Source organism: Actinoplanes sp. KI2 (assembly GCF_025630775.1).
Classification (GTDB): domain Bacteria; phylum Actinomycetota; class Actinomycetes; order Mycobacteriales; family Micromonosporaceae; genus Actinoplanes.
This window is the reverse complement of sequence record NZ_JAOSZE010000006.1, coordinates 193,088-207,042: the sequence shown is the minus strand read 5'-3', so window position 1 is coordinate 207,042 and position 13,955 is coordinate 193,088. Positions and strand designations below refer to the sequence as shown.

At 72.1% G+C, this 13,955-nt stretch carries 15 protein-coding genes; 5 read left to right on the top strand and 10 right to left on the bottom strand.

Going from position 1 to position 13,955, the window contains the following annotated elements:
* Positions 1-339: 339 nt before the first annotated feature.
* On the top strand, positions 340-1,569 hold the full coding sequence (locus ODJ79_RS08570) for an alpha-amylase family glycosyl hydrolase (RefSeq protein WP_263022780.1): 1,230 nt from the start codon (positions 340-342) through the stop codon (positions 1,567-1,569).
* A 61-nt stretch (positions 1,570-1,630) separates the two neighbouring features.
* Here the strand turns inward: ODJ79_RS08570 and ODJ79_RS08565 are convergent, their stop codons facing one another.
* The 8 genes from ODJ79_RS08565 to rimP form a co-directional block, all read right to left on the bottom strand.
* A complete protein-coding gene (locus ODJ79_RS08565; RefSeq protein ID WP_263022779.1) occupies positions 1,631-2,674 on the bottom strand; it encodes a DHH family phosphoesterase in 1,044 nt (347 codons plus the stop codon).
* A complete protein-coding gene (gene rbfA, locus ODJ79_RS08560) occupies positions 2,671-3,147 on the bottom strand; it encodes a 30S ribosome-binding factor RbfA (protein ID WP_263022778.1) in 477 nt (158 codons plus the stop codon). The genes ODJ79_RS08565 and rbfA overlap by 4 nt, the downstream gene beginning before the upstream one ends.
* Before the next feature lie 115 nt (positions 3,148-3,262).
* Positions 3,263-3,556, bottom strand: a complete 294-nt coding sequence (locus ODJ79_RS08555) for a DUF503 domain-containing protein (protein ID WP_263022777.1) — start codon at positions 3,554-3,556, stop codon at positions 3,263-3,265.
* A gap of 33 nt (positions 3,557-3,589) precedes the next feature.
* On the bottom strand, positions 3,590-4,615 hold the full coding sequence (locus ODJ79_RS08550) for a TRM11 family SAM-dependent methyltransferase (RefSeq protein WP_263022776.1): 1,026 nt from the start codon (positions 4,613-4,615) through the stop codon (positions 3,590-3,592).
* A gap of 63 nt (positions 4,616-4,678) precedes the next feature.
* Positions 4,679-7,765 (bottom strand): translation initiation factor IF-2, encoded by a 3,087-nt coding sequence (gene infB, locus ODJ79_RS08545; RefSeq protein ID WP_263022775.1) that lies wholly within the window; start codon positions 7,763-7,765, stop codon positions 4,679-4,681.
* Positions 7,766-7,909: 144 nt separating this feature from the next.
* Entirely contained in the window at positions 7,910-8,257 is a 348-nt protein-coding gene (locus tag ODJ79_RS08540; RefSeq protein ID WP_263022774.1) for a YlxR family protein, read from the bottom strand.
* Entirely contained in the window at positions 8,235-9,269 is a 1,035-nt protein-coding gene (gene nusA, locus ODJ79_RS08535; RefSeq protein ID WP_263022773.1) for a transcription termination factor NusA, read from the bottom strand. The genes ODJ79_RS08540 and nusA overlap by 23 nt, the downstream gene beginning before the upstream one ends.
* Positions 9,266-9,877 carry a ribosome maturation factor RimP gene (gene rimP, locus ODJ79_RS08530; RefSeq protein ID WP_263022772.1) on the bottom strand — a complete coding sequence of 204 codons (612 nt, stop codon included), beginning with the start codon at positions 9,875-9,877 and terminating at the stop codon, positions 9,266-9,268. Before rimP ends, nusA begins: the two co-directional genes overlap by 4 nt.
* 205 nt (positions 9,878-10,082) lie before the next feature.
* Here rimP and ODJ79_RS08525 point away from each other — a divergent pair, with 205 nt between their 5' ends.
* The 3 genes from ODJ79_RS08525 (at position 10,083) to ODJ79_RS08515 (ending at position 11,776) form a co-directional block, all read left to right on the top strand.
* Positions 10,083-10,586: a hypothetical protein gene (locus tag ODJ79_RS08525; protein ID WP_263022771.1), complete on the top strand. Its 504-nt coding sequence runs from the start codon at positions 10,083-10,085 to the stop codon at positions 10,584-10,586.
* Positions 10,583-10,996 (top strand): ferritin-like domain-containing protein, encoded by a 414-nt coding sequence (locus ODJ79_RS08520; RefSeq protein WP_263022770.1) that lies wholly within the window; start codon positions 10,583-10,585, stop codon positions 10,994-10,996. Before ODJ79_RS08525 ends, ODJ79_RS08520 begins: the two co-directional genes overlap by 4 nt.
* Before the next feature lie 72 nt (positions 10,997-11,068).
* Positions 11,069-11,776, top strand: a complete 708-nt coding sequence (locus tag ODJ79_RS08515; protein ID WP_263022769.1) for a nucleotidyltransferase domain-containing protein — start codon at positions 11,069-11,071, stop codon at positions 11,774-11,776.
* On the opposite strand, the gene ODJ79_RS08510 is transcribed toward ODJ79_RS08515, so the two are convergent.
* Together ODJ79_RS08510 and map are read right to left on the bottom strand one after the other, a co-directional pair.
* Positions 11,765-12,454, bottom strand: a complete 690-nt coding sequence (locus ODJ79_RS08510; protein ID WP_263022768.1) for a VIT1/CCC1 transporter family protein — start codon at positions 12,452-12,454, stop codon at positions 11,765-11,767. The genes ODJ79_RS08515 and ODJ79_RS08510 overlap by 12 nt on opposite strands.
* Positions 12,451-13,308, bottom strand: coding sequence for a type I methionyl aminopeptidase (gene map / locus ODJ79_RS08505; protein WP_263022767.1), 858 nt, complete (start codon positions 13,306-13,308; stop codon positions 12,451-12,453). The genes ODJ79_RS08510 and map overlap by 4 nt, the downstream gene beginning before the upstream one ends.
* 120 nt (positions 13,309-13,428) lie before the next feature.
* On the opposite strand from map, the gene ODJ79_RS08500 reads away from it, so the two are divergent.
* The gene (locus ODJ79_RS08500) at positions 13,429-13,746 is read left to right on the top strand and encodes an STAS domain-containing protein (protein WP_411267284.1); all 318 of its coding nucleotides are present in this window, start codon (positions 13,429-13,431) and stop codon (positions 13,744-13,746) included.
* Positions 13,747-13,955: the final 209 nt, after the last annotated feature.

Here is a 13,955-nt window from a genome sequence, read left to right as displayed (position 1 = left end):
TTCGTCGGTGGGCTGGGGCTTCGGCTTGGCAGCCATGATGGTGGATCCTCCGGTGCAGGAGGGCGCGGCACAGAGGGCGCGCGCCCAGAAACGGAATCGGTCGAGCGGTGGCGTCACGAGGCCGGTCCGGGGTCGCCGGACACATGGCGAAGGTGGCGCGGCCCGGGATCGGTGGACCCGGGTGGCTCGAGGTTTCGCGGCGGGCGGTGGTGACGGCCGCGCGAAACCAAATCACCGTTAAGGACCAAACTATCGTTCAGTTCCCGAGATCGAGACGCTCTTCCCACGCTCCGGGACGGAGGAGCGAGGAAAACCGCTACCAACCAGTACCTTTGCCGGGTGCGCTGGTCCGACTACGCCATCTGGTGGCACGTCTATCCGCTCGGCTTCCTAAGCGCCGAAGAAGCCGAGCGCTCCCCTGGCACGCCCGTCGAGCACCGGCTGCCCGAGCTGGCCAACCGGCTCGATCATCTGCTCGAGCTGGGCTGCAACGGGCTCGCGCTCGGGCCGGTCTTCGCGGCGGAGACCCACGGCTACGACACCGTCGACCATTTCCGGGTCGATCCGCGGCTCGGCGACGAGGACGATCTGGTGACGCTGATCGAGAAGGCGTCGGCCAAGGGCGTACGCGTGCTGCTGGACGGGGTTTTCAATCACGTGAGCCGATCGTTCGCGCACCGCGACTGGTTCGTCCGGGAGGGTGACGACTACCGCACCTTCGAGGGTCACCACCGACTCGTCACGCTCGACCACGCGAATCCCGCGGTCGCCGACTACGTCACCGACGTCCTCGGCTACTGGCTCGATCGCGGCGTGTCCGGCTGGCGGTTCGACGCGGCGTACGCGGTGCCGCTCCCGTTCTGGCGCACGGTCACCGACCGGGCCCGGGCAAAGCACCCGGACGCGTGGTTCGTCGGCGAGGTCATCCACGGCGACTACCGGTCCTACGTCACCGAGGGCGGGCTCGACTCGGTCACCCAGTACGAGCTGTGGAAGGCGATCTGGAGTTCGCTCAACGACGTCAACCCGCACGAGCTGGCCTGGGCGCTGGGCCGGCACAACGAGCTGCTCGCCACCTTCGCGCCGCAGACCTTCGTCGGCAACCACGACGTGACCCGGATCGCGAGCCGCCTCACCGACGCCCGGCACCTGCCGCACGCGCTGGCCGTGCTGTTCACTGTGGGCGGCATCCCGTCGGTCTACTACGGCGACGAGCGGGCCTGGCGCGGGGTGAAGCAGGAGCGCGAGGGCGGCGACGACGCGATCCGCCCGGCGTTCCCGGACGACCTCGGCGACGACGGCCTCGACACCCAGCGGCTGCACCAGCAGCTGATCGGCATTCGCCGGCGCCATCCGTGGCTGGTCCGCGCCGCCACCGAGATCCACTCGCTCGGCAACGGCGTGCTGTCGTACACGCTGGCCGGCCCGGACGACGCCGCCGTGGCGGTCGCCCTCAACTTCGGTGACGTCCCGGCCCGCGCCGAGCTTCCGCACCGGCCCTGGCGGCCGGAGGCCGGCAGCCCGACGGCCGACCTCCCGCCGTACGGCTGGATGGTCGCCACCGTCTGAGGCCCGCCGCCAGGTCAGGCTCCGGTCGAGAAGGTCAGGCTCCGGTCGAGAAAGGTCAGGCTCAGGTCGAGAAGGTCAGGCTCTGGTCGAGCAGCGCCCGCACCTGGGCCACCACCTCGCCGGGTGTGCCGTAGCCGGTGAAGCCCGCGGCCAACCGGTGCCCGCCGCCGCCGAGGGCGACCGCGACCTTGCTCACATCGACCGCGCCCTTGCTGCGCAGCGACACGCCCCACTCGTTCTCGGCCGCCTGCTTCACCAGGACCGCCACGTCCGCCTCGGCGACGCTGCGGACCGGGTCGATCAGCGCGTCCAGCACGTACGGCCGCTGGTCGAACCGGTCGAGGTCGGCGAGCGTCGCGTACGTCCAGACCATGCCGCGACCGCCCGCCGCGGTGGGGTCCAGACAGGCGCGGCCGAGCACCTCGCCGGCCAGCTTCATCGCCCCGAACGGGCGCGTGTCGAAGATCCGCCGGGAGATGTCGCCCGGCCGGATGCCGGTGGCGACCAGCCGCGCGGCCAGCTCGTGCACCGCGGGCGTGGTCAGCTCGAACTTGAACGAGCCGGTGTCGGTGGCCAGCGCCACGTAGAGGCACTCGGCGATCTGCGCGTCCAGCGGCACGCCGAGCCGGCCGAGCAGCCCGTCGACCATCATCGAGGTGGCCGCGGCGCGCGGGTCGACCAGGTGGACCCCGCCGAACCGGGTATTCGACGCGTGGTGGTCGAGCACGATCACGCACGGCGCCGCGAGCAGACGCCTCAGGTCGCCGAGCCGGGACACGGCCGCCACGTCGAAGATCAGCACGATCGCGGGCCGGGCGTACGCCTCGTCCTGCGGCACCAGAAGATCAAGACCAGGGAGATTTTGGTACGGGACGGGAAGCTCGAACTCGCCCGGGAACGTCGCGCGCACCCGGGTGAAGCCCAGTCGCCGCATGCCGAGCGCGAACCCGAGCATGCTGCCCAGCGCGTCCCCGTCCGGATTCACATGGCAGACGAGCTGGATCTCGTCGCCGTCCGGGCCGGGAGCGAGCCCGCGGACCGCCTCGACGGCCGCGGACCACTCCGCCTCGGTCACTCCCCCGGGCTCGCCCGAGGGAGTAGTCACCCGAGGTCCTCGCGCGCGCCGACCCGCTCACCGCTGTCGTCCAGCTCGGCGTCGTCCTCGTCCTCGGCCTTGTACGGGTCGGGATCGCCGGCGTACTGCTTGCCCGCCGCCAGGCGCTGAACCTCCTCGTCGCGCAGGCGAGCCTCGGCGAGCAGGTCGTCGATCTCCTTGGCATGGTCGAGCACGTTGTCGAGCACGAACGTCAGGCTCGGCGAGTGCCGCAGCCCGAGGGCATGGCCCACCCGGCTGCGCAGCATGCCCTTGGCGCTCTCCAGCGCGGCCTGGGTGGCCGCCTGCTCGGTCGGGTCGCCCAGGACCGTGTAGTAGACGGTCGCCTCCCGCAGGTCGCCGGTGATCCGGGCGTCGGTGATCGTCACCATGCCCAGTCGGGGGTCCTTGATCTCACGCACCAGCGACGCCACCAGTTCCCTGACGCGCTCCGCATGCCGACGCGTCTTGGCCGGGTCCGACATATCGCCCACCTCCGACTGTGAATCCCGCGGGCCCGAACCGCTCCCGCCCAACTGCTGAAGCCTACCCACGTGCCGTTACCGACGAACGTCCGCGATCGAAGCGGAACCGGCGAGCTCAATCGTCGTCGCCATACAGCCGTCGTTTGACCGACAGCAGCTCGATCTCGGGGCGGCCGGCCACCTGATGCTCACAGGTGTCGATCACGGAACGGGCCTGGGAGGCGTCGGCCGCGACCACGGCCACGCCGATCTGGGCCCGGCCGTGCAGGTCATGGAAGCCCACCTCGGCGGCGCTGACCTCGTACTTCTTCAGCATCGCGAGGATCGGGCGGACGTAGGAGCGCTTCTGCTTCAGCGAGCGGGAGTCGCCCGGAAGCAACAAGTCGAACACTGCGGTCTCGGTAAACATCAGCCAGCACGGTACCGCCGGGGCCGGACAGAATCAGCCGGGTTTCCTGGCGATCAGCACATCCCGCTCGATGCCCTGATCGACGCGGTGTTCCAGGGAGAGCTGCGGGACGATCTCGAGACCGCCGGCGAGCAGGATGTCCTCGGCCAGTTCGCGGCGGGCGACCTTGACGTTCCAGGAGAGGCCGACGGCGCCGCCCGGGCGGACCAACGGCAGCCAGTGCGGCACCGCGCGCTCCAGCAGGTCGAGCGGGCTGCGGGAGAGGCCGCCCCGGTCGTCGTGGCTGCCGTGCGCGATCCCGTACGGGAGGTCGGCCACCAGCACGTCGGCGACGCCCCCGCGCAGCAGCCCGTCCAGCTGGGTGGTGTCCGCCTGCAGCACGGTGACCTTCTGCACGGCGCCGGCCTTGTGGTCGTCCTTGCTGGCGGCCATGGTGACCTCCAGGCGGCGGGCCGCGCGGCGGCCCTGCCGCCGCACCGGGACGAGGTCGGCGGTGTGCTTGAGCCGCTTGCGCTTGAGCCAGGTCTGCAAGAAGAGCTTGTACGCCTCGACGTCCTTCCCGTCGATCTCGACCCCGACCGCGTCGTATCCGTACATCAGCGCCTGGTTCAGCGTGGTGCCCCGGCCGCACAGCGGGTCGAGCACGGTCAGGTGACCGTCCAGCATCCGGCCGGCCGACGCCGAGGCGAGCAGGGTGAGGTTGAGCAGCAGCTTGGTGAACTGCTCGTTCGTCTTGCCCGCGTACTTCGGGATGGTGATGAGGTCGCTGTCGTAGCGGGCCAGCGGGGTCAGCATGACCGGCCGCAGCAGGTGCTCGTCGACCCGTTCGAAGAGCGCGTACGCCGAGGACATGTTCGACAGGTACGAAATGTCGCGTGGGGACAGCTCGCCGGCAAAGGTCAGGTACTCCACGCCGCCGATGGACGCCAGGGAGATGTCCGAGACATCGGTCGACAGCGCGGGCTCGAAGGCGGCCAGTTCGGCCGAGGCGAGGCGGCCGGCCTGATCGGCGTAGACACGATTGGCGGAGGGCGCGAGCAGCAGGGCGTACCGGGACATGCCTGACATTGAACAGGGACGGCCCCGACTCCGAAGAGCCGGGGCCGTCCCTGACCTACCTGCTTACGCGCGCGGCTTCTCGCGCATCTCGAAGGTCTCGATCACGTCGCCGATCTGCGGCGTGCCGAACCCGCTCAGGGTCAGACCGCACTCGAAGCCCTCGCGGACCTCGGTCGCGTCGTCCTTGAACCGGCGCAGCGAGCTGATCGTGACGTTCTCCGCCACCACGACACCCTCGCGCAGGATGCGCGCCTTGGCGTTGCGGCGGATGAGACCGGTGCGGACCATACAGCCGGCGATGAGACCGATCTTGGACGAGCGGAAGACCTCGCGGATCTCCGCCGTGCCCTGCTCGACCTCCTCGTACTCCGGCTTGAGCAGGCCCTTGAGCGCGGCCTCGATCTCCTCGATGGCCTGGTAGATCACGCTGTAGTAGCGGATCTCCACGTTCGACCGGTCGGCCATCTCCTTGACCTTGTTCGAGGCCCGGACGTTGAAGCCGATGATCGTGGCGGTGGCGTCCGAGGACGCCGAGGCCAGGTTCACGTCGCTCTCGGTGATCGCACCGACGCCGCGGTGGATGACCTTGAGCTGGATCTCGTCCGGAATCTCGATCTTGAACAGCGCGTCCTCGAGGGCCTCGACCGAACCGGACGAGTCACCCTTGATGACCAGCGTGAGCGAGGTCTTCTCGCCCTCCTTGAGCTGCTCCATGAGCGTCTCGAGGGTCGCCTTGGTACGCGAGTTGGCGAAGCTGGCCGCACGACGGCGAGCCTGCCGCTGCTCGGCGATCTGCCGAACCGTGCGGTCGTCCTCGCCGGCGAGGAACGTGTCGCCCGCGCCCGGCACCGAGGTGAGACCCAGCACCAGGACCGGCCGGGCCGGCAGCGCCTCGGCCACCTGGTTGCCGTTCTCGTCGAGCATGGCGCGGACGCGGCCGTGCGCGCCACCTGCCACGATCGAGTCGCCGGCCCGCAGGGTGCCCTTCTGCACCAGCACGGTCGCGACCGCACCACGGCCCTTGTCGAGGTGCGACTCGACGACCGCGCCCTGGGCCGCCCCGTCCACCGGAGCGGTCAGCTCCAGCGACGCGTCGGCGGTCAGCAGCACGGCCTCGAGCAGGTCGTCGATGCCGATTCCGGGCTTGGCGGCCACGTTCACGAACATCGTCTCGCCGCCGTACTCCTCGGCGAGCAGGCCGTAGTCGGCCAGCTGCTGGCGCACCTTCTCCGGGTTGGCGTCCGGCTTGTCGACCTTGTTGACCGCGACCACGATCGGCACCTCGGCGGCCTTGGCGTGGTTCAACGCCTCGACCGTCTGCGGCATCACGCCGTCGTCGGCGGCCACGACCAGGATCACGATGTCGGTCACCTGGGCGCCACGGGCACGCATGGCGGTGAACGCCTCGTGACCCGGGGTGTCCAGGAACGTGATCGCCCGCTCCTCGCCGTTGTGGTCGTAGTGCACCTGGTAGGCGCCGATGTGCTGGGTGATGCCACCCGCCTCGCCGGCCACCACGTTGGTCTTGCGGATCGCGTCGAGCAGCTTCGTCTTACCGTGGTCGACGTGACCCATGACGGTCACCACCGGCGGCCGGACGACCAGCCGGTCCTCGTCCACCTCGGCGTCGAGGTCGATGTTGAACTGCGCGAGCAGCTCACGGTCCTCGTCCTCCGGGCTGACGATCTGCACGTCGAAGCCCAGGTGCTCGCCGAGCAGCAGCAGCGTGTCGTCGGAGCACGACTGCGTCGCCGTCACCATCTCGCCCAGGTTGAACATCTCCTGGACCAGCGAGCCGGGGTTTGCGTTGATCTTGTCGGCGAAGTCGGAGAGCGACGCGCCGCGGGACAGCCTGATCTCCTGGCCGTTGCCGCGGGGCGCGCCCGAGCTCATGGCCGGAGCCGACAGGTTGTCGAACTCTTGACGCCGCTGCTTCTTCGACTTGCGGCCACGCGTGGGCCGGCCACCCGGACGCCCGAAGGCACCCGCGGCGCCGCTGCCACGGCCACGACCGCCGCCACCGGGACGACCCGGGGCGCCGGCACCGACCGGGCCGCCGCCACCACCGCCGCCACCGGGGCCGCCGCGGTAGCCACCGCCACCGCCGCCACCACCGCCGGGACCGCCGCGGTAGCCACCGCCACCGCCGCCGCCACCGCCCCCACCGGGACCGCCGCGGAAGCCGCCACCGGCTCCGCCGCCGCCACCGCCGGGACGGAAGCCGCCGCCGGCACCACCACGACCGCCGCCGGGACCGCCGGGGCCGCCGGGACGACCGGCGCCACCGCCGCCGGGGCCGGGCCGGCCGGGGCGCTGCGAGGGCATGGACGCGGGGCTGGGCCGCGGCGGCATCGACGCCGGGCTCGGCCGCGGCGGCATGCCGGGCTGGCTGGGACGCGGCATCGCCGCGGGCGTGGGCCGGGTGGCCCCGCCGCCGGAGACGCCGAACGGGTTGTTACCGGGACCGCGCGCCGGCGGTCGCGGAGCGCCACCGGCCGGGCCGGGACGCGGGCCACCGGGAGCACCCGGTGCACCGGGACGGCCGGGTGTGGCCGACGGGGAGCCGGGGCGCGGGGGAACCGCGCCGGGACCCGGGCGGGGGCCGCTCGGGCGACCCTCGGCCGGCGGCTGCTGGGCGCGACGCTCGGCGTCGCGGGTGCGGGCGGCCTGTGCGGCCTTGACCGCGGCCTCCTGCTCGGCCTTGAGCGCCGAGGCACGCGCCTCGGCCGCCGCGACCTCGATGTCGTGGGCGCTGGCCGGCTTGGCGACCGGTCCGGGCGCGGGGCTCGGACGGCCGGCGGGCGGCTTGGGACGGGCGAACGAGCCGGGCGACGGTGCCGGGGACGTGGGCGCGCTGGGCGCGCCCGCGGCCGGTGCGGCGGGCCGACGCGGCGGCTGCGGCCGCGCGCTGGTGGGCGGAGCCGGACGAACGGCGGCGGGGGCGGACGCGCCGGACGCGGACGGGGCGGGCGCCGCCGCGGGGGCGGAACCGGCCTCGAGGGCGCCACGCAACCGCCGGGCCACCGGGGCCTCGACCGTGCTGGATGCGGATTTGACGAACTCGCCCATCTCCTTGAGCTTGGCGAGAACGGTCTTGCTGTCGACCCCGAGCTCCTTCGCGAGCTCGTGTACGCGGGCCTTGCCTGGCACTGCACTCCTCACTTCGAGGTCGTGCGAGCGCACCCGCAACGACCTCACTCGTGCACTAGAAGCCTGTTCATTTCAGGGACTTCATCGTGTGCTCATCTGGGTCGTCCTACCTTGGGTCGTGACCCGGCCACCAGGGCCGGATCATCAGTCGTTCCGAGCGGCCACGGAGACCGCACGGATGTGCTCGGCCAGCGAGCCGGTGTCGGGGACACCGGCGAGTCGCAGCGCCCGCCCGAAGGCCCGGCGCCGCTCCGCCAGCGCGAAGCAGGCCGGATCAGGATGCAGATGCGCTCCCCGACCCGGCAGTCGGCGGCTCGGATCGGCCTTGAGCAGGAAAGAATCTCCGCACGCGGCCGCTACGAACCTGATCAAACTGGAGGCCGGCGCGCGTTTGCGGCAACCGACACAGGTGCGTGTCGGGCCGACCACCGAAAAGTCTACCCCGCGGCCGCGCCCGCCGCTTATCCGGTCAGCTTCCCGCCTCGGCCGCATCACGATCCGCCTGTGTCGCCCGGTCCGACGGGGCCGCCGGCTCGTTGTCCGGCCGGATGTCGATCCGCCAGCCGGTCAGCCGGGCCGCGAGCCGCGCATTCTGCCCTTCCCGCCCGATCGCCAGCGACAGCTGGAAGTCGGGCACGGTGACCCTGGCCGTCCGGGTGGCGGCGTCCACCACCTCGACACGCAGGGCCTTTGCCGGCGACAGCGCGTTCCCGACGAACTGCGCCGGATCCTCCGACCAGTCGATGATGTCGATCTTCTCGCCGTGCAGCTCGCTCATCACGGCCCGCACCCGCTGGCCCATCGGACCGATGCACGCGCCCTTCGCGTTCACGCCCGGCACGGTGGAATGCACCGCAATCTTGGTGCGGTGACCTGCCTCACGTGCGATCGCGGCGATCTCCACGGTGCCGTCGGCGATCTCCGGCACCTCGAGTGCGAACAGCTTCTTGACCAGGGCCGGGTGCGAGCGGGACAGGGTCACCTGGGGGCCGCGGAAGCCCTTGGCCACGTGCACCACGATGGCCCGGATCCGGGCGCCGTGCTCGTACGTCTCGCCGGGCACCTGCTCGGACTGCGGCAGCACGGCCTCGATCTTGCCGAGGTCGACGGTCACGATGCCCTTCTCGGCCCGTGCCGCGTCGGCCTGCACGATCCCGGTGATCAGGTCGCCGTCGCGTCCCGCGTACTCACCGAAGTGCTGCTCGTCGGTCGCCTCCCGCAGGCGCTGCAGGATCACCTGTTTGGCGGTCATCGCCGCGATCCGGCCGAAGTCGTGCGGGGTGTCGTCCCACTCGCGGACGACGGTGCCGTCGGCGTCCAGTTCCTGGGCGAGGACCGACGCCACGCCGCTCTTGCGGTCGATCTCCACGCGGGCGTGCCCCTGCGCGCCCTCGGTGTGCCGGTAAGCGGTCAGCAGCGCGGTCTCGATCGCCGCGAGGATCGTCTCGAACGGGATCTCCCGCTCGCGCTCCAGTGCGCGCAGCGCCGCGAGGTCGATGTTCACTCCTCGCCCTCCCCATCCTCTTCGTCGTCTACGTCGTCTTCGTCACCGAAGTCGGCCTCGTCCAAGCGCTTGAACTCGATCTGCACCTTGCCCGGTCCGAGCTCGGCGAAGGTCAGCGCGCGGGTCACCCCGTCGACGTCGAGCACCACGCCCGCGTCGTCCACGTCGACCAGCCGGCCGGTCAGGCCGTTGACCGCGACCAGCCGGCCGCGGTTGCGCCGCCAGTGCCGCGGCAGGGTGAGCGGTCGGTCGACCCCGGGCGAGCCGACCTCGAGCTGATATTCCCCGGCCAGGACCTCGCCGCCATGCTCCTCGGCCTCGTCCAGGGCCGCCGAGATCTCGCGGGAGACCACGGCCACGTCATCCAGGTTGATGCCCCCGTCGGTGTCGACCAGGACCCGCACCACGTGCCGGCGCCCGGCGCGCGACACGTTGACCTCCTCGAGGTCGTAACCGGCCTGCGCGATGACCGGCTCGATCACCGCGCGCACCCGGGCCCGCGCCGCCACCAGGTCGATCCGCGGGGCGGTGGGCGTCCGCTGCTGTTCGTCGTCCCGGCGGCGGGCGCCGGGGTGGCTGCCAGGCCGGGCGCGACCACGCTGCGTCATCGGGCTCGACCTTTCGCTCATCGTCAAAGGAAAGCACTATATGCCGCCGGGCCAGAAAGCCCCGCGGCTGATGCAGAGCGTAACGCGCGGGACGCCCCGGAGGTTCTCCGGCGCTCCGATTTCCCGCTATCGCCCCCCACCACCCAGGAAAGGAGTGAAGGCAGCCGACTGCGCCGCCTTTGCTCGATGGTGTTGACTGGGCCGCGTGCGGACCAGCGGGACGGGACATACACGGCGGCAACTGCTTGGGGCCGGCCTCGCCGTCACGACGCTCGCCGGCTGCGGCGTCTTCGACGACAAGCCCGCCCCGGCGGCCACGCCCGACGCGCTGCAGCCGTTGCTCGACGAGGCCCTGGCGCTGGCCGCCGCGTACGACCGGGCGGCCGCGGCCCAGCCGGCGCTGAGCGCCCGGCTCACCCCGCTCGCCGCCGACCACCGGGCGCACGCCGCCGACCTGGCTCACCTGATCGGCACGTCGGTGCCGCCCGCGGCAAGCACGACGAGCGCGCCCGGGGCGACGGGCTCGACGGGCACGACGGGCACGACGGGCGAAAGTGCCGCGGCCGACCCGTTCACCGCCCTGCGCGCGGCCGAGCAGGCGGCGCAGAAGACGGCGGCAGCCGCCTGCCTGGCGGCGCCGCCCGACCGGGCCGGGCTGGTCGGGTCGATCGCCGCGTGCCGGGCCACCCACGCCGAGGCGCTGCGATGAACCAGCAACTCGCGGCCGCGATGGCCGCCGAGGAGGCGGCGATCTACGCGTACGGGATCCTCGGGGTGCATCTGGTGGCGCCGGCCCAGGTGGCCGAGGCCCGGGCGGCCGAGACGGCGCATCGGAACCGCCGCGACTACCTGCTCGGCCAGATCGACCAGCCGCCGGCCGCGGCGGCCGGGTACGACCTGCCGTTCCCGGTGGCCGACCCGGTGTCGGCGGTCAGGCTAGCGGTGCACGTCGAGGACGGCGTGGCGCAGTCCTGGCGGCCGGTGCTCGGGGCGAGCCAGGGTGCGGCCCGCGCGGCGGCGCTGTCCGCGCTGACCGACGCGGCCGTACGGGCCACCCGCTGGCGCCGGATCGCCGCGCTGTCGCCGGTGACGATGCCCTACCCGGGCAAGGCCGCTTGACGGGGATTTGTCGATTTTCGTGCTCGGCGGCGGACACCTTCCGTCGACCGGGGATTCACCGAGAATGACGGGGTGCACGAAGAGATCGACATCGCGTCGCCGCGGGCCCGGCTGGCGGTGCGCCTCGGCGAGATGATCGAGCGGCGCTGGCCGGCCGACGTGCAGGCGATCGGCGTGCACGGCTCGCTCGCGCACGGCGACGACCACGACGGCAGCGACGTGAACATGCTGGTCGTGACGTTCCGCGCCGGCGCCGGGCCGAAGCCGGCGCTGCGCCAGGTGGACGGCACGACCGTTGATCTCACGGTGGTGACCGCGGAGGAGGGTCTGCGCCGGGCCCGGGAGCTGACCGCCCGCTGGCCGCTCGAGGCCGACCGGCACGTGACGACCCGGCCGCTGCACGATCCGAAGGGGTGGTTCGCCCGACTGCGCGACACCCATCTGGCGCGGCTGGCCGAGGCGCGGCCGCCGGAGTTCAGCGCGCCGGCCCGGCACAACTGGGCGCTCGCCGCGGCCGCGCGCAGCCGGGCGGTGCGGCTGGCCGAGTGGTACGAGACCGACGCCGCCCTGCTCATGATCGCCGAGTCGCGGCTGCACGCGGCGCTGGTCACCGGCCTGCTGACCCGCACGTACTTCCGCAACGCGGCCGACGCGGTCCGGCGTACCGGCGTGGCCGGCGCGGACATGCAGGAGCTGAGCGCCGTGCTCAAGGAGCAGGCCGAGGAGCTCGCGGCGCGCGGCAAGCCGGTGGACGGGAGCCTCCCGGCGCTATTTGATTAGCGCGCCGATCCCGTAGGTGACCGTGGCCGCCAGTGCGCCCAGCGCGAGCTGCCGCAGGCCGCTGAGCCACCATTTGCGCCCGGTGAAGCCCGCGAACAGCGCGCCCGCCGCGAACAGCCCGAGCCCGCCCATGCCCAGCGCCAGCCCGAGGCTGCCGAACCCGAGCAGGTACGGGATCAGCGGGATCAGCGCCCCGACCGAGAAGCACACGAACGAGGACCCGGCCGCCACCCATGGGCTGGGCAGCTCGTCCGGCACCACGCCCAGCTCCTCCTGCGCGTGCACCCGCAGCTCCTGCTCCGGATGATGGCGCAGCGCCGCGGCCACCTCGCGGGCCAGCGACTCGGGCAGGCCCCGCGCGGTCCAGGTGGCGACCAGCTCCTCCCGCTCCCCCTCCGGGTTGACCCGCAGCTCGTGCCGCTCCTTGGCCAGCTCGGCGGAGATCTGCTCGTTCTGGGTGGCGACGCTGGTGTACTCGCCGAGTCCCATCGAGATCGCGCCGGCGACCAGGCCGGCCACCCCGGTGAGCACCAGCGTGTGGCTTCCGGCGCCGCCGCCGCCCACCCCGGCGATCAGCGCGATGTTGGTGACCAGGCCGTCCATCGCCCCGAACGTGGCGGCGCGCAGCCAGCCTCCGGAGACGTCCGCGTGGTGGTGCTCGATGACCGGCGCCGTCACGGGAGCGTAAGGATCTCGAAGCCGTCCTCAGTCACCACGAGCGTGTGCTCGAACTGGGCGGTCCACTTGCGGTCCTTGGTGACCACGGTCCAGCCGTCCGGCCAGATCTCGTACTCGTGGGTGCCCAGGGTGATCATCGGCTCGATCGTGAAGGTCATCCCCGGCTCCATGACCGTGTCGAGGCGAGGGTTGTCGTAGTGCGGGATGTACAGCCCGGAGTGGAACGTCTCGCCGATGCCGTGCCCGGTGAAGTCGCGGACCACGCCGTAGCCGAAGCGCCGCGCGTACGCCTCGATGACCCGCCCGATCGCGTTGATCGGCCGGCCCGGCGCCACCGCCCGGATGCCCCGCATCATCGCCTCGTGGGTGCGCTCGACCAGCAGCCGGGCCTCCTCGTCGACGTCGCCCACGCAGAACGTCGCGTCGGTGTCGCCGTGCACGCCGCCGATGAAGGCCGTCACGTCGACGTTGACGATGTCGCCGTCCTCGAGCACGGTCGAGTCCGGGATGCCGTGGCAGATCACCTCGTTCAGCGAGGTGCAGCACGATTTGGGGAAGCCCTTGTAGCCCAGCGTCGACGGGTACGCACCCTGGTCCACCAGGAACTCGTGCACCACCTGGTCGATCTGGTCGGTGGTGACCCCGGGCTTGCAGTGCTCGCCGGCGAGCTGGGTGGCCTGCGCCGCTATCCGCCCGGCGAGCCGCATCTTCTCGATGGTCTCGGGGGTCTGCACGTGCGAGCCGCGCCACTCTTTCGGGCGCTTCTTGCCGACGTACTCGGGACGGACGATCTGCGCCGGGACCGCCCGCCAGGGCGACTGCTTTCCCGGCGCCAGTGCGGCGCGAACGGTCATAGTCCCAGCCTATCGTCGGGAGCCTCGCGGCCACCGGTGGCGGCGGGCGCACGATAACGGCTCGGCTGCCCTGTTCGGCCGGTTCTTGCTGCCCCCGGGGGCCTGTGTAATCGTGTGTTCGTGGATCACCAGGGGCTGGACCCGCACTTCTCGGCCACCTCCGCCGTGTCCGACGACCGCGCGCTGGTGACCGTCACCGGCGAGGTGGACATGTCGACCGCCGACGCGATGTTCCGGGCCGCGACCAAGGACGACGCCTCGGCGGCGACGCTCGATCTGCGCGGGGTGACCTTCTTCGACTCGGCCGCGATCCATGCCCTGCTGCAACTGGCCGAGTTCTACGGCGAGCGGCTTCGGGTGCTGCCCTCCCTGCAGGTGCGCCGGGTTCTGGAGATCTCCGGGCTGTCGTCCCAGCCGTGGCTGGGCACTGAAGGCTGAGCCGCACCGGGCGCCGAGCGGCCGGCGCAACGTCACCGCGGTCCCGCCCGGTTCGCGCGCCACCGACAGCTCGGTCAGCGTCCCGATCTACGCCTGGCGGGCGTTGGCGTTGCGCCGGCGTAGGTATTTATGCAGATGGCGGGACAGCGCGCCGTGGTTGGGGTGGTCGAGTCGCAGCCCGTGGAACTGCCGGACGCCGTACAGCAGCC

What these genes read in the sequence shown, in the direction of transcription:
- rbfA (WP_263022778.1), bottom strand. Translation starts at nt 3,147, where the DNA reads ATGTCGGACCCGGCCAAGACGCGTCGGCATGCGGAGCGCGTCAGGGAA.
- ODJ79_RS08555 (WP_263022777.1), bottom strand. Translation starts at nt 3,556, where the DNA reads ATGTTTACCGAGACCGCAGTGTTCGACTTGTTGCTTCCGGGCGACTCC.
- ODJ79_RS08550 (WP_263022776.1), bottom strand. Translation starts at nt 4,615, where the DNA reads ATGTCCCGGTACGCCCTGCTGCTCGCGCCCTCCGCCAATCGTGTCTAC.
- ODJ79_RS08540 (WP_263022774.1), bottom strand. Translation starts at nt 8,257, where the DNA reads ATGCGGCCGAGGCGGGAAGCTGACCGGATAAGCGGCGGGCGCGGCCGC.
- rimP (WP_263022772.1), bottom strand. Translation starts at nt 9,877, where the DNA reads ATGACGCAGCGTGGTCGCGCCCGGCCTGGCAGCCACCCCGGCGCCCGC.
- ODJ79_RS08520 (WP_263022770.1), top strand. Translation starts at nt 10,583, where the DNA reads ATGAACCAGCAACTCGCGGCCGCGATGGCCGCCGAGGAGGCGGCGATC.
- map (WP_263022767.1), bottom strand. Translation starts at nt 13,308, where the DNA reads ATGACCGTTCGCGCCGCACTGGCGCCGGGAAAGCAGTCGCCCTGGCGG.